20 protein-coding genes are annotated in these 23817 nt (G+C 27.8%); 11 read left to right on the forward strand and 9 right to left on the reverse strand.

Annotated elements, in window-relative coordinates:
• The first annotated feature begins 54 nt into the window (after positions 1-54).
• The 5 genes from dnaA (at position 55) to AB5V95_RS00025 (ending at position 3731) form a co-directional block, all read left to right on the forward strand.
• On the forward strand, positions 55-1410 hold the full coding sequence (gene dnaA / locus AB5V95_RS00005; RefSeq protein WP_369085892.1) for a chromosomal replication initiator protein DnaA: 1356 nt from the start codon (positions 55-57) through the stop codon (positions 1408-1410).
• Between the two features lie 16 nt (positions 1411-1426).
• Positions 1427-2524, forward strand: a complete 1098-nt coding sequence (gene dnaN / locus AB5V95_RS00010; RefSeq protein WP_027123028.1) for a DNA polymerase III subunit beta — start codon at positions 1427-1429, stop codon at positions 2522-2524.
• Entirely contained in the window at positions 2525-2740 is a 216-nt protein-coding gene (locus tag AB5V95_RS00015; protein ID WP_369085893.1) for an RNA-binding S4 domain-containing protein, read from the forward strand. It begins immediately after the preceding gene.
• Between the two features lie 74 nt (positions 2741-2814).
• Entirely contained in the window at positions 2815-3012 is a 198-nt protein-coding gene (gene rpmB, locus AB5V95_RS00020; RefSeq protein WP_027122583.1) for a 50S ribosomal protein L28, read from the forward strand.
• Between the two features lie 80 nt (positions 3013-3092).
• Positions 3093-3731 (forward strand): nitroreductase, encoded by a 639-nt coding sequence (locus AB5V95_RS00025; RefSeq protein ID WP_369085894.1) that lies wholly within the window; start codon positions 3093-3095, stop codon positions 3729-3731.
• Between the two features lie 93 nt (positions 3732-3824).
• On the opposite strand, the gene AB5V95_RS00030 is transcribed toward AB5V95_RS00025, so the two are convergent.
• The 8 genes from AB5V95_RS00030 to AB5V95_RS00065 form a co-directional block, all read right to left on the reverse strand.
• Complete coding sequence (locus AB5V95_RS00030) at positions 3825-4661, reverse strand: hypothetical protein (RefSeq protein ID WP_369085895.1); 837 nt, start codon at positions 4659-4661, stop codon at positions 3825-3827.
• Between the two features lies 1 nt (position 4662).
• Positions 4663-6150 (reverse strand): hypothetical protein, encoded by a 1488-nt coding sequence (locus tag AB5V95_RS00035; RefSeq protein WP_369085896.1) that lies wholly within the window; start codon positions 6148-6150, stop codon positions 4663-4665.
• Between the two features lie 2 nt (positions 6151-6152).
• Positions 6153-6902, reverse strand: a complete 750-nt coding sequence (locus AB5V95_RS00040; protein WP_369085897.1) for a phosphotransferase — start codon at positions 6900-6902, stop codon at positions 6153-6155.
• A gap of 11 nt (positions 6903-6913) precedes the next feature.
• Entirely contained in the window at positions 6914-8878 is a 1965-nt protein-coding gene (gene gyrB, locus AB5V95_RS00045) for a DNA topoisomerase (ATP-hydrolyzing) subunit B (protein ID WP_027122578.1), read from the reverse strand.
• Positions 8879-9007: 129 nt separating this feature from the next.
• Complete coding sequence (locus AB5V95_RS00050) at positions 9008-9670, reverse strand: LemA family protein (RefSeq protein ID WP_027122577.1); 663 nt, start codon at positions 9668-9670, stop codon at positions 9008-9010.
• 61 nt (positions 9671-9731) lie between these two features.
• Entirely contained in the window at positions 9732-11606 is a 1875-nt protein-coding gene (locus tag AB5V95_RS00055; protein WP_369085898.1) for a hypothetical protein, read from the reverse strand.
• A 40-nt stretch (positions 11607-11646) separates the two neighbouring features.
• Positions 11647-12876 carry a hypothetical protein gene (locus tag AB5V95_RS00060; RefSeq protein ID WP_369085899.1) on the reverse strand — a complete coding sequence of 410 codons (1230 nt, stop codon included), beginning with the start codon at positions 12874-12876 and terminating at the stop codon, positions 11647-11649.
• Between the two features lie 14 nt (positions 12877-12890).
• Positions 12891-14552: a ribonuclease J gene (locus AB5V95_RS00065; protein WP_369085900.1), complete on the reverse strand. Its 1662-nt coding sequence runs from the start codon at positions 14550-14552 to the stop codon at positions 12891-12893.
• Positions 14553-14701: 149 nt separating this feature from the next.
• On the opposite strand from AB5V95_RS00065, the gene AB5V95_RS00070 reads away from it, so the two are divergent.
• From AB5V95_RS00070 to AB5V95_RS00085, 4 genes are all read left to right on the forward strand, one after another.
• On the forward strand, positions 14702-15220 hold the full coding sequence (locus tag AB5V95_RS00070) for an adenine phosphoribosyltransferase (protein WP_027122573.1): 519 nt from the start codon (positions 14702-14704) through the stop codon (positions 15218-15220).
• Positions 15220-17055, forward strand: coding sequence for an oligoendopeptidase F (gene pepF, locus AB5V95_RS00075; protein WP_369085901.1), 1836 nt, complete (start codon positions 15220-15222; stop codon positions 17053-17055). Before AB5V95_RS00070 ends, pepF begins: the two co-directional genes overlap by 1 nt.
• An 8-nt stretch (positions 17056-17063) precedes the next feature.
• A complete protein-coding gene (locus AB5V95_RS00080; protein ID WP_027122571.1) occupies positions 17064-17252 on the forward strand; it encodes a hypothetical protein in 189 nt (62 codons plus the stop codon).
• Between the two features lie 191 nt (positions 17253-17443).
• Entirely contained in the window at positions 17444-18343 is a 900-nt protein-coding gene (locus AB5V95_RS00085) for a hypothetical protein (RefSeq protein ID WP_369085902.1), read from the forward strand.
• Between the two features lie 60 nt (positions 18344-18403).
• Here the strand turns inward: AB5V95_RS00085 and AB5V95_RS00090 are convergent, their stop codons facing one another.
• Positions 18404-18931, reverse strand: a complete 528-nt coding sequence (locus AB5V95_RS00090; protein ID WP_369085903.1) for an isochorismatase family cysteine hydrolase — start codon at positions 18929-18931, stop codon at positions 18404-18406.
• A gap of 176 nt (positions 18932-19107) precedes the next feature.
• On the opposite strand from AB5V95_RS00090, the gene AB5V95_RS00095 reads away from it, so the two are divergent.
• Both AB5V95_RS00095 and AB5V95_RS00100 read left to right on the forward strand, forming a co-directional pair.
• Positions 19108-20811 carry an APC family permease gene (locus AB5V95_RS00095; RefSeq protein ID WP_369085904.1) on the forward strand — a complete coding sequence of 568 codons (1704 nt, stop codon included), beginning with the start codon at positions 19108-19110 and terminating at the stop codon, positions 20809-20811.
• 111 nt (positions 20812-20922) lie between these two features.
• Complete coding sequence (locus AB5V95_RS00100) at positions 20923-23814, forward strand: cation-translocating P-type ATPase (protein WP_369085905.1); 2892 nt, start codon at positions 20923-20925, stop codon at positions 23812-23814.
• The last annotated feature ends 3 nt before the right edge of the window (positions 23815-23817 follow it).

Raw genomic sequence — 23817 nt, forward strand, 5'->3', positions numbered from 1 at the left:
AAATTTATGTTTATTAACCAATTATTGAACCTCATTATTTATAATTATAAGACTATGAAAACAATACTAGAAAAACCTGCCTCACTAAAGCTTATTAATACTTCATTTCAAAATGAGCTGAAAAATAATGCTGTCGATCAAATGACATATAACTCATTTTTATCAACAATATATATTATTGAAGAATTGAATGATACGGTTTTTATTTTTGCGCCTGAGCCTATTATGCATTATGTAAAAACTACACAAAGTTCAAATATCGAAAAGGTTATTAAGAATATTTACGATAGGCCTATGAACATTATTTTTATTACCGACGAAGCGGAAATAAAAAGATTGGGTCAACAAAAATCGGAAATAAAGAAACCGCAAGTTGATAATTTGAAGCATGACTTAACTTTTGAAAATTACGTTAAAGGCAAATTTAATCACGTCGTTTTAAAAGCGGCAAAAACAATTTGTGAATCTGAAAATGTAATTTATTCACCCTTGTTTATTTATTCACCAAGTGGATTGGGTAAAACTCATCTGTTAAATGCAATTGGCAATGAGCTTGCTTTAAAAAACAAGAAAAGTTTATACATTAATCCAGATTTACTTACAACTAGATTAGTCGAGCAATTGCGAAATAAAAATCAAGCTGAAATTAATAGAATTGTAGAAGAATTAACTAGTTATGACTGTTTGATGTTTGATGATGTACAACAGTATGGCAATCGCGATAGCACATTGAACGTTTTATTCAATATAATAAATAGAATGATAACAAGTGGCAAACAGATTATTATTGCTTGCGATAAAAAACCAAACGACTTGGGCGGGTTTGAAGAAAGGTTTATAACTAGATTCCAGGCTGGTTTAGTAGTAGAAATAACCTCACCAGATGTTAATGATGTTATATCAATACTAAAATTTAAATTAGTAGAAAATAATATTAATCCTGAATTGTGAGAAGATGAATCATTGAGATTCATTGCAAGAAATTTTGGATCTTCAATAAGAAGTATCGAAGGTGCTATTAACCGGGTTAAGTTATTTTCAGAAGACGATGATTTTTTTACCTATGACATAACAACAATTCAAACAATTTTTAAAAATATAACTCAGATAAAGGATAATATTACACCAGAGCGTATTATAGATGCGGTATCAAAATATTATCAAATTGATAGAAAAAAAATTACGAGTACATGTCGTACTGAAGATATAGTTATTGCCAGAAGAATATCAATATACTTAATTAGAAATAACTTTAATTATACATTAGTTGATATTGGAAAAATGTTGGGTAATCAATCACATTCAACTATTCTTGTTTCGTTAAAATGAATAGACAAAAATATACAAACAAATTCAACATTGAAAATTGCAATTGAAAAAATACAGGAAAATTTAAGAAAGATTATTTAATAGTAGAGGGAAAATTATGCAGTTAAAAATCAATAAATTATTATTAGAACATGCAATAGAAAGAGTTGCAAAAGCAATTGATTCAAATCCATTTATACCATCAATGAAGGGTGTTTTAATTAGTGCACAAGATAATAAAATAACTTTTATTGGATCAAATGGGGAAATTAGTATTAAACATGAAGTTGAAACATCACTTGATGCTGAAATTACTGTGCCTGGAATTTTCTTAGTAGAGTTGAGTTTGTTTAGAAATATTATTAAAAAATTAGATGGCGATGTTGTTTTAGACAGCGATGATAAAATTTTGAAAATCAGCACTGAAAACGATGAATATTGTTTGAATTTGTATCCAACAAATGAATATCCTGATATAGATTTTGAAGTTTATGGTGATACACTAAAAATTAAGTGAAATGATTTTAAAGAAATGATAAGAGACGTTATTTTTGCTGCATCAAATAACGAGACAACATTAATTTTATGTTGTGTTAATATAATGGCTCACAACAATAAATTAAAGCTAGTAACAACTGATAGACATCGTTACGCTGAAGTTATAAACGATACTGAAAGTCCAGCCGAGTTTAATATTTCAATACTTTCAAAAAACTTGCGTGATTTAATGAATTTTGAATATAGTTCAGATGTTATTTTGCACATTTCAGAACATAAAATTTTATTCCAAATTGACAATACAATTATTCAATCTAAAGTTATAGATCAACCATATCAAGATGTTTCTAAAATTGTTCCCAAAGAATTTGAAACTGAATTAAAAATATCTAAAAAAGAATTGAATAACTTACTAAATAAGGCTTCTGTTATAATCACTGAAAATTACAATAAAATAAGATTCCATATTTTGGATGATACTTTAACGATTAGTTCGACTCGAGATGAAATTGGAAATGCCAAAGTTAAAACTCAAAAATTCGAATATAACGGTCAAGAACTGAAATTAGCATTAAACGGAAAATATCTAAAAGAAGCTATTGCTGTTTATGATGATAATTTGGTTATTTCATTTACAAAAAATAACTTAAGAATTGTTATTACTTCACCTTCTAAACCTAATGTTTTACAACTAATTACTCCACAGAAAGGTTTTTAGATGAAAGTAGAAATAACCGGCGAATACATAATTCTGAGTCAATTTTTAAAGAAATTGGAATTATGTCAGACAGGTGGAATGGCAAAGTTTTTTGTAAAAATCCATAATATTAGAATTAACGACAGAATTGCAGAAGGCAGAAATGCTAAGATAAGAGTAGGCGACACAGTGTGAATTGATGATAATATTTACATAATTGTTGCTAAAAAACAATAATAAATATAAAAAAAATTAATATTTAATATAAAATATTTACATACTAATTTAATAATTAAAGGTAAAGGAGAATTATGCCAGGAAGAGATCAATTAACAGGTCAAAAAGCTTTAAGCGGCAATAAAAGATCACACGCTTTAAATACTTCAAAAAGAACTTTTGACTTAAATCTTCAAAAAGTTACAGTTTTTACAGAAAACGGATCTAAAAAAACAGTTCGTGTTACTGCTAAAAACGCAAGAACTTTAAAAAAATATGGATTAGTAGCTTAATATTATATTCAACAGTTATATATGGTTGCCTATGGCAACCTTTTAATTGCTTAATTTTGATAAAATTTATGGGTGATATTATGGAATTTGATAAAGTATTAAGAAATAGAAAATCAATCAGAGATTTTAAAGATATTGATATTAGCAATGAAATTATTATAGATATTTTAAAAGATGCTAAAAGAACTGCTTCGTGAGTTAATTCACAACCCTGAAGAGTATTTGTTATTAAAGGAGAAATGCTTAAACTAGTACGAAAAGAGCATCTTAAGTCAGTAAATAACAACGAACCAATTAGCTCCGATTATAATCATATTGATCGTAATGAATGACCACAATACATTAAAAATAATATTAATAAGAGTTGGAACGCAAAGCAAAATATCGACTGAAATAAATTTATATCTGCTAATAATAATTTATTCAATGCGCCAGTTTTAGTACTGTTGTGCTTGCCGAAAAATTCGGTTGCTTGAAATATTCTAGATTTGGGGGCATTTTCTTCGACTTTATTGCTTGCTGCGCAAAATAGGGGAATTGATTCAATTCACGCATATCAGATTGTAAAATATGGTAAGAATTTACATAAGATAGCTAATATTCCAAATGACTTTGATATTGTTACAGGAATAGCCCTTGGGTATAGAAGTTATGATAGTATTAATGAATATCAATCGGATCGTATTGATGTTGATGATTTCTTAACAATAATTGAATAATATTATTAAAATTTTTATGAGATAGAAAAAAGAAAAACTAGCTTCAGGCTAGTTTTATTTATTAAAAAATCGCCACTAATAGGCGATTAAACATTAGATATTTTGCGAATTTTCTTGGTTTTCCTGAAACTCGATAATTATTTGGTTACTAAAGTAAACCGAATCAATTTTTTTGAATGTTGAATTAAATTCAATTGAAGCATCGATGTTGGCTAGCTTAATTTCGTATTTGACTGGGTTTTGTAATTTCTTTTCTTTTCGATATTCCTCTAATCAATTTGAAATTGACCTAAAAAAGTTTACTGTTGAATAACCACGATATCCTGGTGAATTATCAAAATAATAAACAATATCATTTTCTTGATATGCATAAGTCATTGAGGTAATTACTCTGTCAATACTTTTTATAAAAAATTCAGGAGAAACTTGATTCTTGTTTGTTTGACTTTTGTTAAATTCGTTTAAAGCGTTTAATAAAGAAATACTGAATATTTTTTGATTAGTTTCTCTTATTTCTGATTGATTGATTTTGTTGTTACTTTTTGCAAAGTGGTTTGAAAAGTTGTACCCACTATTGTTAAAGAAAAGAATTGAATTTTGATATACAAGCACATGATTTGCGCTTAATTTTTCATTAATTATTCTGGGGTTATCATTAAAAATTTTTGATAGATTTTCAGTTTTTTGTTCGAAAATAACCCTGACTTTACCGTTTTCTAATTTTTCTACTTGCGGATTTTTAATTGATTCATTGCTATCAATAAAAAAATTAGTACTTCGGTAATTATTTTTTTTATTTAATGCCAAAGGAACAGCAATCACGCAAACGGTTGGAATTAAAATGCCAGACATCATTAAAAATGTCTTAAAATACTTCATTTTTTTACTATTCTTTTTTACTGCTTTATTATCTTTTTGTTGTACTTCCATTTTAATGACCTTTGTACTGTTTTCACAATTCTTTAATTCTAGTTAAATTTATTCCTGCGCCTGTGTAGTCACCATTTAAAATTCTGTTATATAAATATGCTGTAAAGTGAACAATTATTCTATATTTATAGAAATCTTTTGGAGGATTAATATCGTATGTTTTTCAAAAAATATTTTCAATTAATTTTGATGTATTTGTGTTTTCAAAAAGCAGAGCAATATCTAAAAATCTTGAACTTTTATAAGCAACAGCTCAATCTATAATGTATAAATTTAGATTATCTGTAAAAAATATACAATCTAAATTTAAATTATTATGGCAATTTGCATCAGGTTTAATTTGTCTTATTCATTTAATAATTTCTTCAACCATCTGTGGATTGTTAAAATCTTCATTAAATTGTTTTTTATCAATATTTTTTACATATCAGTCAATCTTTTCTTCAAGTATATAACTTGGAAATTCAATATCTGAGTCATGGTATGTTCTCATTGCTTTTGCCAACACTTTTATTTGGCGTGAGTTAATATTTGTAGTGCTTGGGCAATTTAATCATCTTCAAATAATTCTATCGTTGTCTTCATATACGCAAATTGGCACAAAATAGAAATTTTCAATAAGCTTTGTATCTAGACGATTATCAAAACGGTTATTAAATTTTTGCACTATAAATCTATTTGGAACTGAAAAATCTTTATTATTATATTGATTCAATGATTCGCTAACTTTGGAATTTGGAGCTTTTATATTTGAATATATTTCTTTATATGAAGTTTCATTATAAACCTTAAACATGTATACATAATCGTCGAAAACTGCAGGGTCTAAATTAAAGAATTTAATAATTACTTCTTTATCAATTCCTAGAAAAATATGTAAAGATACTGGATCGGTATAGCGAGAATTCAAAGTGGCAAATTCGAAATCAACCAACTTAATAAATCCGTATTTATTAACTAAAATATTTTGTCTTTTTAAATTATTATGACTTAGAACATACGGCTCATCTTTATATTTTTCAACCAGTTCTAAGTATTTTTTATCAGTAATGTTATATTTTAATCAATCGAAACGATTTAATTCTATATTTATATTTTGAAAGTTTTTAACACAATTTAAAATTGCATTGGAAACTTTGTCATCAATTTTTAGCTTGAATAAATCTACACCGGGGAATCATTTTTTAATTATTACACCATTTTTTACATATAAATAATCTTTAAATGGTTTAATGATTTTTTCCTCATTGCTATGATCTATTTTAATTATATTTTTAGGTATTCTTATTTGAACTCATGTTTCGTTTATTTTTCCGATATAACTTTTGTTATGAAAATCTTCATAATATGGTCTTATATTTGAAATATCTTCAAATACCTGTGAACCAAAATTATTTTTTATTGTTTCATATACTTCATATATTTCACTGTTGTTTTTTTTGTTTTTAAACTGCGTACTGAAAATATTTTTGTTGTGATTATTGTTCATAATTAAATTTTATAAATATCGTTATACAAGGACATATAATAATCAACTCTTTTTAGATATTTTGAATCATCAAAAGGTTTGATTTCATGTTTATTTATTCATAATACAACTAGTGCGTTTACAATAATTTTGTGAACTAATAAATATTTGGGTTCAAAATCATCTCCATAGGCGTCTAAAAATACTTTTTCCTGTCTTTCATTTAAGTCGCTTGACTCAATAAAATAAGCTAAGTCAAAATGAATATCGCCCATTGATGAATATTCTCAATCGGTAATATAAATTTTTTCATCACTTTGAATCATATTAAATAGTCATAAATCGTTATGAACTGGCGCCGATGTGTCGATGTTTTTGATGAATAAATTTAGTTTTTTATAATGTTTATCTAGAATAGGTATTTTTCTTCCTAGTTTAGATATCATTTCTCGATAAACTTTAAATCTTCTTGCTATTTGATTTTCTTTAGCAAATTTTAATTTCGAATTATGTAAGGTTATTAAGTCTCGTCCGATCTCAGCTAATTGACTGTCAGTGATGTTATTAGGATTTAGTATGTCTCCGTTAATTCATTCTGTAATTAATTTTTCGTCGGTTTCTTCAATTAATGAAGGTGCAAATAATAAAGAGCTAATAATTTTATAGTCAGTTTTGTGATTAAAACTGTCAAACGATTTAATTTTAATAAATTGCTTATTATCGTCGCTTTGATATGTTTTATTAGTAAATCCTTGATTTTGTATTAATTTCATAAATGCCATCCTTAAAAATCAATATTATTTGCGTATTTAGCATTTTCTTGAATAAAGTCGTGACGTGGTTCTATTTCTTCACCCATCAATGTTGAAAATACAGTATCACATATTGCAACGTCTTCAATTTGAACTTGAAGCATTTTTCTTCTTTCGGGGTCCATTGTTGTTTCTCAAAGTTGTTCAGGATCCATTTCCCCAAGCCCTTTGTAACGTTGGATCGAAATATTTCTTTTATCTTCAAGAGTAGCTAAAATTTCTTCTTTTTGAGCATCATTGTATGCATAAGCAACGGTTTTTCCGACACTAATTTTATATAGTGGTGGTTGAGCAATATAAACAAATCCATATTCAATTAATGGTCTCATAAAACGATAGAAGAATGTTAAAAGTAAGGTTGTAATGTGAGCTCCGTCTACGTCGGCGTCAGTCATAATTACAATTTTGTGGTATTTTAACTTATTTATATTAAATTCTTCACTGATTCCTGTACCTAGTGCATGAACCATTGTGGCGATTTCTTTATTTGATAAAACAGATTCAACAGAATTCTTTTCCGCATTAATTACTTTACCACGTAATGGTAAAATGGCTTGAATAGAACGATCTCTACCCATTTTAGCTGAACCGCCGGCAGAATTACCTTCGACGATAAATAATTCTCTAAGTTCGGCATTTTTGCTAGAACAGTCTGCTAATTTACCTGGTAGATTGCCAATATCAAATCCATCTTTTTTTCTTGAAGCTTCTCTTGCAAGGTTGGCGGCGATTCTAGAACGTTGAGCTAATAATAATTTATTAACGATAGCTTTAGCTTGTTCAGGATTTTCGCTCATAAATCTTTCGAAAACAGCTGAAAAAATTTTATTAGAAGCGATACGTGCGTCTTTATTTTCTAATTTTCCTTTTGTTTGACCTTCAAAAATTGGGTCTGGATGTTTAATTGAAATTATTGCAACAAGCCCGTCTTTAATATCTTCACGAGATATTTTTTCATTATTATTTTTAAACAGTTTGTTATCTTCTGCATATTTATTGCAAATTCTTGTAAGAGAATCATAAAAACCTAATTCGTGGGTTCCACCATCTGAAGTTTGAATATTATTAGCATATGAAACTACATTGGCAATGTAACTTTCGTTGTATTGCATTGCTATTTCTACTTTTATTTCATTTCCTTCGATGATTTGATTATCTTCTTCTTTATCTTTATCCTTGAATATACCTTCGGCATAGATTACTTCGGGATTAATTAATTTTTTGCTTTTGTTTAATTCTTTAACATAATCGATTAGTCCACCCTCAAAGTGATATGTACGTTTATCATTTTTAGCAACATCTTCAACAACTATTTTTAGTCCTTTGTTTAAGTATGCTATTTGCTTAGAGTGGTCTGTTATATTTCCGAAGTCAAAATTTAATTTATCCATTATTGTAAAGTCTGGATGGAATTTTACTCTTGTACCTGTATCTTGTAAATCAACTTCACCTATTACTTCAAGTTCTTTTTCAGGGAATCCACCGTTACTAAATTTTTGATAATGCAGTTTTCCTTCACGTTTAACTCAAACTTCAAATTGATCACTTAATGCATTAACTACTGATGCCCCAACACCGTGAAGACCACCAGATACTTTATATGTCGATTTATCGAATTTACCTCCGGCATGCAATACTGTTAAAATTGTTTCAACAGTAGATTTACCAGTTTTTTCGTGAATACCAGTCGGTATACCACGACCATTATCGGTTACTTCAATAACATTGTTTGGATAAAGTTTAATATTTATTTCATTTGCAAAACCTGCCATGGCTTCGTCAACAGAGTTATCAACAATTTCTCATATTAAGTGATGTAAACCTTTAATTCCAACTGAACCAATGTACATTCCTGGTCTTTTTCTAACGGCTTCTAATCCTTCTAAGACTTGAATATTGCTTGATTCGTATTTTTGTACTTCGTCTTGTTTATTCATAATTACCTCTTATATTTATTAATATATAAAATATATTAATATTATATCAAATAGTGAAATTTATACGTCTATAAACTTAAACTAAGGCATAATAATTAAAAAATTGGCCAATAGCCAACTTTTTAATTATTAATATTTTCCTCTTAAAATTGATGTATCAACATTTTTTCTTTCTTCTGCTGAAGCTTGAAATAGAGGTTGATTATATGCGTTAATTTTAGCCGCAACACAATTTGTTCAGAATGTATAAATCGAAGAATTGAAACGGTTAACTTTATTGTTATAAATTCTAACCATTGAATAAATTTCGTCTTGTTGCATTGAAATTTCTGAGTTAAATTGTAAGTATAAACGATCTGCTTTAAGATTTGGATATTGTTCAAATTGCAAACTTAGACCAGCTTGAATTGCATTTAGTTGAGCATCGTATTTAGTAACATCCTTTTCATCTTTTAAAGAAGCTAATTTTGAACGCAATTCCGCTACTTTTGTTTGTGTTTCTCTTTCGAAACCTGTATAACCAATTAAAGCATCCATTTGGTTTTGTAATGTGTCATGTCTTCTTCTTTCTGCAGCTTGAATTGAAGAAGATGCAGCCTGAATATCGTTAATTTGTGAAAATAGTAAATTTTTTCTTTTGTAGTATGCAATTCCAAAAAGCCCAAAAGTTATTATAAAAAGCATTACAAATAAAAACTTTTCAAATCCAGTAGGTTTTGGAACTGTTACTGTATTATCTACATTAGGATTAAATCCTTCTGAGGTTTGTTGTGTTCTTGAGTCAAATAACATTATTTCTCCATTCTTAATTTTCTTTATAATATTATATTCTTAAATAAGACTTTCATATTAATTATTCAATTGAAAAAAGTTTTTTGACTTCTCTTTCTAACATTTCTAAAGCATTCTCATTTTGTTTGTTTACTTCATTAATATAAATTGCAAGACCAGTATCATCAATTTCAATGATTGCTTTATTTTTTAAGAAGCTAAACTTTGTGAATATTCAATCAATTAAAATCAAAGCATCTTTTAATTCTTCTTGATTTTCAGTCGCTAGTTTGTTAAAACTTATTTTATTATTGAATTTTAAATCATTAATTTTTCCATTTTCATCTTCTGATATGGCAATATCATAAATAAGAGTTTTAGTATTGTTTGCTGCTATTTTGGCGCCAGGAGTACTTAACTTATAGTTTAGTGTATATATAGTTTTTTTAGTTTCTTCAAATTCATAAAATCTTCTAAATGGAACGTGAATTGCGTAACCATCAACATAAACAGTGTCAATTAAGTCTTCTCCATAATATGATTTCATTTGAATATCTTGTTCACCGAATAGTGACATTTTTTTGTTTTGACCAACTTTAAATATTGCTCTTTTTTCTGGGTTTTTAGACGTTAATGAAAAAACTCCATTGGCAATTATCCTGTTTAATAAGTAAATGATATTTGTATTTTTTGTGTTGTCAACCTCATTTAAATCTTGATAAGTAGAGGTATAACTATCACCTAATTTTTCATAGTTTTCAGATGCTATATATTTGTTTGCATAAGCCAATACGATAGGTTTAAATATTGGCATCAGATGATCTGTTAAAATTTTAACTAATCCATTTTTAATATCTTCAATTTTTAGTAATGTTTTAGTATTAAAAAACACATTTACTCAATTATTGTAATTTGAAAATAGTATTGAATTTCCTAAATAATACTCCGTACTATATAACGAGTTGTTTATTTTGTTAACATAAGGCGGATTCGTTAGTCTAAGTAAAAAGTATTTATAAATGTCAATATACTTATCTTGCGTTATTCCTTGAAAATATGTGAAATAATCAACTTTATTGTTATATATGTGAGAATAAAACTTGTAAAAATCTTTGTTTTCTAATAAGTCTTGACCCTTTTTAACCATCTTATCATATTCTTTTTCGCTTTTAAATTTATCCATAGTTTCACTAAAACTTAGTTTTGGTAAGTAGTTTGTTGGTATTACTGTTGAACGTTTTAATTCGATAAAAGGTGTTTTTTCGGTGTGGTAAGCGGTCAAGGTTCTTGTGTAAACATTACCATTGGAGTCTTTTTCTCTAACTCTTATTGATGCCGAAGTAACAACATTCCTTCATTCTAGTGTTGAATATAGAAGGTCATAAAAATATGAGTTTCTAATATCATATTTATTTACACTGTAAAGCGAAGCGAAACTTTTATCATTTTTAATAACAGGTTGAATTTCGCGATAGTCGATATTATTAGTTTTTGTTATTTTTAATTCTTTTAGCGCTCCATCACGTAATTCCAATGGTGATATTTTTGAAAATGAACGAGTTATAATATTTGAATTTATTTTAATTGCTCTTTGTTTTCTTTCAAAATTAGCTTCTACAAATTGTTTATATTCTTTAATAATCTTTTTATTTTTAAGATATATCGAAAGGAAAAATAAACCAATAACAAAGAAAAAAAGAACGAATATAAAACTGTTTATACCAGTTCTTAAAGCTATTTTATCGCGTTTCTCCCTTTCTTTTAAACCAATCTCAATAGCAAAAGCCTCATTATAATTTCTTCTATAAATATTCTCAAATTCCGATGAAATTTGCGATGTTACTTTTTCTTCAATAACATTTTCTATTGCAGTTGGAATATTTTTTTCAATTTGTTCGAAAAGTTCGACTTTTGGATCTCTTGCGACACCGTCGTAGTTAACTTCTATTTTATTCATATTTACTCCTTTATTTAAATTATAAATAAAAAGAAGAAGATTAAAACATGTCTTCTTCATCTTTGATTATCGAATATCTTTGTTCATTAGTTTTTTCTTCTTTTAAATCATTTTCTATATTAGAGTTTTCTAATACTGAGTCATCAATATGTGTATTCTCTTCGTCAACTTTAATAATATCAATAATTTCATCATCATTTTCTTCTATGTTTCTATTATCATAGTCATAGTCTTTTTTATTTATATTATTTTCTTCAGTTTCATTTTTTATAACAACTTCTTCTGTATTTTTCAGTTCAGAAACTTCATTGTCTTGTTTAAGGAATGTCTGCGCATAAATTTCTTGATGATCTTCTTCGCTTAATTCTATGTTATTTTCTAATTTATCTTCTTCAATTTCAAAATCTGACAAATCGGCAAAATCGTCTACATTTTGGTCAATGATTTCTTGGTTAAGATTTGCATTATTGTCTTGAACTTTTTGATCGTTATTATTTTCAATTTGTTTAGTTTCTTCGCTGATTAATGCGACTTGGTTATCGTGATTATCATTAATATTAATTTTATTATTTGAATTATTATTGATATTTTTATTATTTGTAGTGTTTTTAGCTCTTTTTTCTCTAAGGCTTTTAATAGCTTGTTGTCTTTTTTTCTTTGAAAAGCTAATTAAATTAAAGTAATCATTATCAATAAATAAAAATGATATTGAAATAACTATTAGAATAATTGCAACTAAAAATCCTATTGCAATGCCAATACGATTTCCGGCAAATGTTAGTATTGAAAAAATAAATGCATTAACAACGCCCGCAGTATAAATATTAGGTAACAAGTTGTTTTTGGTGTTTTTAAATGAATTAAATCAGTCTTTATATACTACACTGAAGACATTTGAAGGTCCGTAACTTAATTTTTGTGTATAAAAAATCATAGTTCCCAAAACTGCAAAGCTTATAAATAAAAATGATATTCTATATAAATTTAAATGAAAAACTTTAACTGAAAATGTATTTCTGAGTTTGAAAACCTTTCAAATAGAAATAAGTAAAACAAAAATATATAAAAACGGCGAAAACATACCAAACAAGACATTAATTGAGTACGAGTGTATAGTTGTTAAGTAAGCAATATCAAGATATGAAATAGCCAACATAAATATTGCAATAATTCCAGCAAAAAATCATAATATACGAGTTGATTTGCTTGAATATATATCAACTTCTCTTGCTCTTTTTTGAGTGTTATTTACCTTTTCTATATTTTTCATATTCCCTCATATATTTAAATTTCGTATAGTGTAATGACAATCATTGGTTCTTTTTCAATGACTTTTGATATTTTTCTTTTAATTGATTTTCTTAATTTTTCTTGGATTTCTTTTAAATCAATTTCTTTTGTTGTTTTATTTTCAAATTCTTTATTAAATAAGTCGTTTATAACTTTGTATACTGCCTCTTTGTTATCTTTTGTGATAATTCCGTACGAAGCAATCTGTAGTTCATTAATTGGTTTTTTCTTTTTATAGTCAATTAATGAACTTAATGCTATGACGCCATCTCTTGCTAAATTTTCTCTTTCATTGATTACTTCGTGTGAAATATCACCAATTCCAAAACCATCAATAACAACATCTCCGACATTTCTAATTCCATGTTTTTGATTGATTAGTTCAGTATCTTCAAATTCTGCAACACGGCCGTTTTGTAAAACTAAACAATTATTTAAGTTCATTCCTGCTTCTCTCGCAATTTGAGTTGCAACAACTAAATAACGATATAATCCTTGAATTGGAATAAAATACTTTGGTTTTAAGCTCTTAATAATATTTCTTATATCTTCTTTAGCAGGATTACATGAATAATATTGATCTGAACCTAATTCAATTAAGTTAGCAGTATTTCTTGCTATTTCATCTAAAGTTAAAGCATAATTTACTTCTAGTCCGTTAACTGGTGGTGCCACAATAATTACTGCGTCAGATTGCTTTAATTTTAGATAAACATCATTATTTGATGCAATTCTAATAAATCTTAAATATAGTCTTTCAATAGCTCCGGTTACTAATATTACTGCGTTTTTAACATCGTTTGCAGCACGATAATCTATAAACTCAGGCAATTTTAAATTTTTGTTAATTTTTTTAACTAAATTTATCAATTGCGAGTAAGTTCTACCATACGTAATTACAGGTCTGCCATAACGCAAGGCCAAGGCTAAAACTTCGTGAGCTGTAATCATGTCTTCGTCATATAACCCAACAATAATTCTGCTGTCTTGAGACGTTTCTTTAAATTTATATTCAATTTTCTTTGAAATTCATAATTTATCAATACTGTTTCCAGGGTAAGCTGAATGTCCTGAATCCATAATTAAAGCATGTAATTCTTTGCCATTGTTTACAATATTTTTGATTTCTTGAATATCGGTTGTTCCGTAAGGCCCTAAAACCCCATCAACAAAATTTGTCATAAACAATATATTACCTTTTTCATATTCAAAATTAAACCCTAATTGTCCTGGCAATCCTCCAGCTAAATCAAAAGCAGTAACTTTAACGTTGATCTTGTCAAAATTAACGATGTTTTTTATTGTAATAATTTCAAAATTTGAATTTTCTATATTGTATTTTGAAATACGTTCATTTAAAACGCTTTTGTTAAAAAAGCTTGTATAAATTTTTAAATTTTTAATTTTCATTAATAATCATGGAATTGCTGAAAAGCTTTCATTATGAACATCTGTTAAAAATAAACCGACAATATCCTTTTGTCTTTTTTCTAAAAATTCATAATTGCAAATTAATGTATCAATTCCGTTGTGTGAGTTAATGGGAACCTTTGTTCCTGAGTTAATAATAAAAAGTTTGCTATTAATTTCTAAAACATAAGCGTTTTTTCCATTCTCATCTAAGCCGCCTAATCCAAAAAAGTTAATTTTATTCATTTCTCCTCCAAATTATTTTTTGAAATGTAAGTTAATTATTATTAATAATTACGGTCTTATTTTATCAATAATCTTGCCTTTTTAACTAAAATTGATTAAAAAAATTACTTATATTTATTAATTTAATAAATAGACTATAATATTTTATTATGGAATTAAAAAGACTTATTAGAACTGTGGAAAATTTTCCTAAAGATGGAGTTAAATTTAAAGATATATCGCTACTATTGGCGGATGGTGAAGCGTTGCATTATACTATTGATAAAATGGCGCAATTGGCAGAAGATGCCGACATAATTGTTGGACCAGATGCACGTGGATTTTTATTTGGTACACCAGTAGCGGCTAAATTATCAAAGCCTTTTATTATGGTAAGGAAAAAAGGTAAATTACCTGGCGAAGTTATAAGCTACGATTATGGCCTTGAATATGGTAGAAATATTTTAGAAATACAGAAAGGATTGGTAAAACCTGGCCAAAAAGCAGTTATTATTGATGACGTTTTGGCTACAGGAGGAACACTTGAAGCAATTACAAAATTATTGCAAGATCAAGGTGTTATTGTTTCTAAAATTATTGTTTTAATGGAACTTGGGGGCTTTGAAGAAGCTAGAAAAAGATTACCATTTGAAATTAACAGCTTAATATATATAGAAGAGGAAAAATAATGGCAAAATTAAAAAAATTTAAATCGTATAATGAAGTTGATGAGAATTTGAAATTTGATTTAGAAAACATTTTAGGTTCAAAAACTTACCAACAATTAGAAGATGAGTATTTTGACTTATTTGAAGATGCTATTAAAGTAAAAGATAGCAAGTATGAAAATATCCAAAATTATCAAAAATATATTGAATTATCAGAGAGAATGTTGATTCTATCAAATAAAATTAACAACTATTTGTCAAATAAACTAAATACAAATATTGTTGATTTTGAATGTAATACTTTAATATCTAAATTTCAAGCCAAGGTTGCTGATTATTCAAAAAGATTAGGTTCTGAAACTAATCGTATTGCTAAATATAGAGAAAAAATTGAAAAATGATTAAATGATGAATCGCTTAAAGAAGTTAAAAAAGACCTTGAAGCTACATTGAATGAATTAGATCATAAATTAGAGGACTCTGTTGAAACATTTTTAAATGCAACTGCAAGTGGCAATCCTTCTCCTGAAGAATTATTTTCAGTTTTAACAGATAGTGAAATCGAATATGGTTATGCACTAGATTCAAAAGGTAAAAAGCACAAAATTACTGACGGTACACGTTTACAACTTCTTAAATCAAATGACAGCGTTTTAAGAAAAAATACATATTTGAATTACAATGGCGCTTATTTAAAGCATAAACAATCGTTAAGTAAAATGTTATATCAACACATTAAAGAAATATCAGTAAATTCTTTATACCGTAAATATCAGTCATCATTAGATTCAATTTTAAGCGCTGATCACGTAGATAAAAAGTTACTTGAAATTATTTATTCATCAGTGCAAGAAAATATGGGCGTATTTAGAAAATATCATTCAGCACACAAAAAATTCTTTAAAGCCAAATTTAATAAAGAAATGGAAAAATGAGACGGTGCTGTTGATTTGGTAAAAGTTAAATCTAATTATACTGTTGAAGAAGCCCAAAAAATTTTAATTGACATTACATCAGTTATGCCTTATGAATATCCTGAAGTTGTTAAAAAAGCTGTTGAAGAAAGATGAATCGATTATATGAACGTTCCTTCAAAACGTAGTGGCGCATATTCGATTGGCGAATCATATGGACTTGACAAAAAGTATATTTTAATGAATTTTGACGGTACAATCAACTCAGTTGGAACATTATGCCATGAAATGGGTCATTCAATGCACTCATATTATTCAGACAAAAATCAATCCGTATTTAGAAGTCAATATCCGATATTTTTAGCGGAGATTGCTTCAATATTTAATGAGTTATTGTTGAATGATTATTTAATCGAAAGAGCTAAAACTGACGAAGAAAAGTTCTGATTATTATCAGAAAGCATTGGAGATTTTATTGGTACAGTTTTAAGACAAACTCAATGATCTAACTATGAGTTTGATTTATATAACATGATTGACAAAGATGAACCATTAAACACATATGAGGCTTTAGAAAAATTATATGTTGACAACGCTCAAAAATATAACACGTCTAAAAAAGCAATAAAAATTGGAGAACCATCTAATGTTTATTCGGTAATGGTTCCTCACTACTACTATTATTTTTATGTATATAAATATGCATTAGGTTACATTGTTGCCAATGTATTTTTCCAAAAATATAAAGAAGAGGGCAAGATTGCTTTAGAAAACTATGTAAATAAATTCTTAAGTGCCGGAGACAGAGATTGACCAGCCCAAATTTTAAAAGATGCCGGAGTTGACATATACTCAAAAGATATATACTCAAAAGCTTTCAAAGTTTTAAATGAAAAAGTTAATAAATATATTAAACTAGGCAAAAAGATTTTTAAAAAATAGGATCAATTATGAATGAAATTGCTATTAGAGAAGTTTTTTATAAAATGGCAAAAGAAGAACTTGCTAAAAAAGGTATTGAAGACGAAAATGAAATTTTAAAATTGGTTGAAAAGTATTTTCAAGATATAAAAAACATTAGAGAGTCTAACATTAAAGACCAAAAAGCAAAAGAACATGAAAAATTTTTCGATTTATAAAAAATAGCCAGAATTAAATAAAAATTAAAATATTGCTAAATTGAAGGCAATATTTTAATTTTTATTTAGATTAAGATGTATTGATAACAGCTCCCAAACATATTATTAATATATATAAAGTTTTAAATCAGAAACTAATCAATAAATACATTTAAAGAGTGCTATACTTTTTATTATATAAAGAAGGGAAAATGAAATTAGAAGAGGCAAAAGCAAAGAATAAAAGATTCAACTTGATAGTTAATGTTATTTTTGGTTTATTCGTAGCGTTTTCAATAATTGGAACGTTTTCATTTATAGTTGTTAACTCAATTTCAAAAAATAAGCTTTCGTCATTTACTATTATTATTTATCTAATTGCGCTTATTTTATTTATATTGTTAATGGTTATAGTTAGACTATTCATTATTAATGCATACTCATTTTATTCAATAAAAACTGCCGAGACATTAGAAAAATTAGAATCAAGAAAAACGAACATAAAAACTGAAATAATAAATGAAGATCAAATTAAAGCTGAGCTTGAAAAAGCCCAAGTAATTGAAACGGTTAAAGTTAATCAATCTGCTAATGTAGTAAAAAATAACAATGGAAAAATTAAGAAAATACTTGAAGATATTTTAGAAGACGAAGATGATTTTGAAGATTATTATAATGGTGAAATAGAGATAGATGATCCATTTTATAATAACGATTCATACAATCTTGAAGACAATGAACCGACATTCAAATTTATTAAACTTCCAAGCGGAAATAAGTTTGAATATAATAGAGAAAATTCCTCTGTTGAATTAGTGTGTTTGGGGAGTCCAATATTTGGGTCGGATATTGATATTCATAAATCAATCTTTTTTGAGATTATGATATATGATAACGAAGATAATAGTCTATTAGAAAAGAAACTTATTGAAGGAATGTGAAATTTAACAAATAGCTCAAGTTCCTTAAAAAATTCTTATTGTAATATAGATATAGAAATAATAAGCAAGCTATTTAAATACAACAGAAATTATAAAATTGAAGTTAAATCAATTATTCATAACAGTAGAAAATACATTTTTGAAGAAACTTTTAATATTAAACCTAGATAGATAAAAAAACACAAGATGAAGCTTCATCTTGTTTTTAAATATATTTTTTACAATATTGAGTTACTTAACTAATATACCACTATTTTTCATTAGCTTTATTCCTATATTGTTGAACTCTATATAGTTATGATTTTCCAAATCGAAAGTAGCAATCATGTCTTTATAAACAATTACATTTTTGTCAAGCTTATTTTGATTTAAATATGTTTTTAAACTAAGTGCAAATTGTAAGACACAAATGTCACTACAACAACCAACAACTTCAAATTCGTCGTAACTATTTCATATTTCTTTAGGAACAACTAAAAATCCATTAGTTGATTGTTTTTCAATTTTCTTCTTAATAAAAGGTTTTAGTTCATCAACAACTTCTGCTTCTTCACTATTTTTTAAGCAATGAACAGGATAAGATTTCATTTCAACATCTTCTTCTGAATGGGCATCGCAAATAAAAATATTGTCTATATCCTGATTTTTGGCTAAATGTTTTTCAATGTTGGGAATAATATCTTTGATTTTATCGCTTGATAATGGTCCAAACTTAGTAAAACCATTTAACATATCTATTACAAACATAATTTTTTTCATAATTTCCTCCTTCATAATGCTAATTTCAAAGAAAAAAAGTGATAATAAATATTTATTTATTACATATATTATATAATTTTATCGGATACATCTTAGAGGGACATATTTTTTTTAAATTTGTTGGTGTATCTAAAGTTCGAATTTTATTTATATAAACATATTAGAAAGGAAATCATATGGCCGAAGAACAATTAGTTGTTACTTCTAGTCCAAAGAAAAAGATTGGCTTTTTCTCTGCAATATTGGTTGTTTTAGGTTCTACAATTGGTGTTGGTATCTTTTTAAGATCTAAATCAGTTTTAGAAAGTTCAGCAAACAATATCGTATGAGCAATCATTGTTTGATTAATCGCTGGTTTCACAGTTATTACTATGGCTCTAGCATTAGTTGAAGTTGCTTCAGGACGTAATGATAACTTAGGTATGATCGGTTGAACAAAAACCTTTAGTACATTGTACTTATACAAAGGTAACAAATTCTTCATGACTTACCTATATCTACCTTTAACATACTTCTTTATGCCTTACTACGTTATACTTCAATTCCAAGATGGTATTAGTGGTTTTGGTGGAAGTACAAACTTTGGTGGAACTACAGCTGCACCATGAATTTATTTCGCAATTGGTTTAGCTCTTACTGTATGAATGCTTTTCTCAGCAGGTATTAGTGGACGTGCTGGAAACATTCAAAACTGAATTATTACATCTGTAAAATTCATTCCAATCGTTGCAATCATCGTTATTGGTATTGTATTTACAGTAATTAATGCAAAAGCAGAAGGTGCTTCATCTCTATGAACACCAGTTACAGCTTCAAGCTTGTTCGATAAAACTAAAACACAATTCTTAGGACTATCACCATTCCTAGGTGTGTTCGCCGCTTTAGGTGGTATCTTCTTTGCATTTGACGGTTTCTACGTAACTGCAGGTATGCAAAGTGAAATGAAAAACCCAGAAAAAACCCCAGCTGCTTTAGTTATTGGTTTATTAAGCATGACCGTTTTATACGTAATCATTGCTACAACAATGACATTAGGTGGTAAAACAGGTGGTTTCTACGGTTTTGCTGACCAATTAGCTAATGTTAAAGCCGGATGAGTATTCGGTGTAATTAACATTATGATTTCAATTGGTGTTCTTGGAATTTTAAATGGTTTCTCAATCTGAGCAACAAGATTTGTTGAAGACTTAATTAAAGAAGGTGAAATTTTTGTACCTGTTAAAGCATACAGATACTTAAAACACGCTAAATTACCAATCGTTGGTGCTTTATTCTGTTTAATTCTTTCACTACCATTCATGATTTTATTTACCGCTATCGGTGCATACGCATACATCGATGCAACCGGATACGGAGACGGTTACGGTTACAAAATCGGTGAATTATTAAGCTTCTCAGACTTAATGGCTAACTGATTAGCAGTATTCGCATTCGCTTACATTTGTGCTGCTATTATCGGTGCTATCCAAAACAGAAAGAAACATTTCGTTGCCGTACAAGAAAACAAACACACAATCTGAGCAGGTTACACATCAGTTATTATTATCTTAGTAACAATGTTCTTCTTAGTAATCGACCCATTCATCTCAACTGGAATTGCCGCAGTTAGATATGCACAAGGTGATGACTCAGTTAAAGATGCATTAATCGGTTATGTATCAACATCAATACTATTTATTTTCTACTTGATTGTTATGTTCTTATCAACACCAATCGAAAAAGCTATTGCTGTTAATAACAAGAAGAAATACGACAGAATCCTATCAGGAAACATTTGTCTATGCGAAAGACCAGACTGATGCCCATGCAGACTAGCTGAATTAAGAGAAAAAGCTGAATTAAACGACTTAGTTTTAGCTACATATGCACAAGCTCGTTAATTATAAATTGTTAATATACTAATTTATATGCCAGTAGTTTTACTACTGGTTTTTAATTTATTTTAATGATTTAGTTTAAAATATTTAAATATGTTAGGAAAGGAGAAAAAAATGAAAAAAAATGTAATAGTAAATAATCGGCCAATAATTACTGATGATTTGCTACAAACAAATTTAAAATCAGGATTAAGTTCTCAAGAAGCAAAATCAAGATCTGAAAAATTTGGTTTGAATGAATTACAGTCAGCTAAAAAGACAAATCCATTTTTAGTTTATTTAAGTCAGTTTAAAGATTTATTAGTAATTATCTTATTATTTGCATCTTTATTATCTTATATTTTAGCCATCGTAAGCGGTGTGCAAACTCATTGAGATTTTAAACATGATAATTACAAACTATTGATTGAATTTATTGAACCTAGCATAATTTTATTTGTTGTTTTAACTAACTCTCTTGTCGGAGCGGTTCAAGAAATCAAAAGTGAACAAGCTATTAATGCATTGAAAAAACTTAGTCCATTACAAGCTAAAGTAATAAGGGACAATAATTTAATAACAATAAACGCATCTGATATAACAATAGGTGACGTTGTTTTAGTTGAAGCTGGTGACGTAGTACCTGCTGATGGTTATTTGTTATTTAGTTCTAATCTTTCGTCTATTGAAAGCTCTTTAACGGGTGAAAGTGAACCAACACAAAAAGATTACACAGTATCAAGGGACTTAACTTTACCTATTGCAGATCGTAAATTTATGTTATACTCTTCTTCGATAATAGCGACTGGTACTGGATATTTTATAGTATCAGCTATTGGACAAGATACAGAACTTGGTAAAATATCTGCACTAGTTAATAAACAAGAAGAAAATTTAAGTCCATTACAAATTAAAATAAATAAACTGGGAAAAATATTTGGTTATGGAGGACTTGCACTATTTATTACAAGTTTTTTAGTACAAATAATTTTCCAGGCTATTTCAAAAGGATCATTTGCCTCTACAGTATTTTGAAGCACAACAGTAGTTAATGCGATTTCTTTAGCTGTCGCAGCAATTCCTGAAGGATTGATTGCCTTTTCATCAATCATTTTAGCTATTGGAGTTCAAAGAATGGCTAAAAAACGTGCTATCGTTAAAGATTTAATGGCAGTTGAATCTTTAGGAAGTTGTGCGGTTATTTGTTCTGATAAAACTGGAACATTAACACAAAATAAAATGACTATCGTTAATATGTTTTCTGATTCATCTGAAATGCAAGATACTGGATATGATGAAAATAAATATTTAAAATTAATTGAATATGGTTCATTATGTTCAGAGGCAAATCTAATAAAAGAAGATGATAAATATAATTTGGCGGGCGACCCAACTGAAATATCGTTTTTATATTCATTAGAACAATATTCAGCTTATAAAACAAAATCAAATATTTTAGATAATAATCCAAGATTAATGGTTATACCATTCGATTCTGATCGCAAATTAATGTCAACAATTAATAGAATAAATAACAAGAATGTTGTTATTGTAAAAGGCGCTCCTGATGTTTTAATTAATCGTTGCATTAATCTTTCTGAAGACAAATTGAAAGAAGCTAATTTAGTAAATGATAAATGAGCATCGATGGCTTACCGTGTTTTGGCAATAGCATCAAAAGAAATATCTGATTCTGAACTAAAGAAATTAGAAGATATGCCATTAGAAGAATCTCAAAAATTAATTGAAAGTAATTTAGAGTTTAATGGACTTGTCGCCATGATTGACCCACCTAGAGAAACTGCTAAAGACGCTATTGAAATGTGTAAAAAAGCAGGTATTAAGCCAGTTATGATAACGGGTGATAATATTAATACAGCAAAAGCTATAGCATTATCATTAGGTATTTTAAATGAAGGCGATAGGGCAATTACAGGATTAGAATTAGATGAAATATCAGATGAAGAGCTAACAAATAATATTGAACATTATGCAGTTTATGCAAGGGTTAAACCAGAAGATAAATTGAGAATTGTCAGGGCATGACAAGCTAGAAAGCAAGTTGTGGCAATGACAGGAGATGGTGTTAATGACGCTCCTGCACTTAAAGCTTCTGACATCGGTTGTGCAATGGGAATAACCGGAACCGAAGCATCTAAACAAGCCGCCAACATGATTTTAGCTGACGATAATTTTTCAACTATCGTTAAGGCTGTAGATAACGGACGTTCAATATATCAAAAAATAAAAAATGTAATTCAAAACTTATTAATTACATCTATTGCAGAAATAATTTTAGTATTCTTAGGTCTATTCATTTTCAAAGCAATTTTTTCAAGCGGTCAATGAAAAGCTATTATGGCTAATTCAGAGTTATATATTTTATCTGCAACGCAATTATTGTGAATAAACTTATTTACACATGGTTTTCCAGCAATTGCATTAGGCTTGCAAGATTCTAAAGAAAATTACATGAATAGACGTCCTATTTCTAAATATGAATCAATATTTTCAAATGGTATGGGCTGAAATACTTTATGACAAGGTATATTAGTTGGTATTTTATCGATAATTGGTTATTATTTAGGGGCATTGTACGCATTTAATCAACCAAATGCTACAGCAGATGATGTTCTAAGAGCAGCTTCAACAATGGCGTTCTTGATATTAGGTATTACAGCAACTTTCAACTCTATTAACTTAATGTCTAAAAAACCAATAATTATGTCAAATCCATTATTCTATTGAAAAGTATATGCATCTGTTATTTTTTCATTAGCGTTTTTAATATTAGTAGCATTTGTAAAACAAATCGCATTAGTATTCAATGGATATGAAGCATTAGCAGAATCTCCTGAATTAATAGGATATGGAATCGGCATACCATTTGTTTTAGTTCCAATTTATTTCACTCAAAAAATGATTGTATTATTTTTAGAAAAGAAAAAGAAAACTAGAGAAATTACAGACTTTAAACTTATTTTACCTCCTAAGGAAGCTAAGTTAAGTAAGACAAACAAAAAATAAGCA

Origin of the sequence: Metamycoplasma spumans (assembly GCF_041026625.1) — a bacterium.
In the GTDB taxonomy this organism is placed as follows: Bacteria; Bacillota_I; Bacilli_A; order Mycoplasmatales; family Metamycoplasmataceae; genus Metamycoplasma; species Metamycoplasma spumans.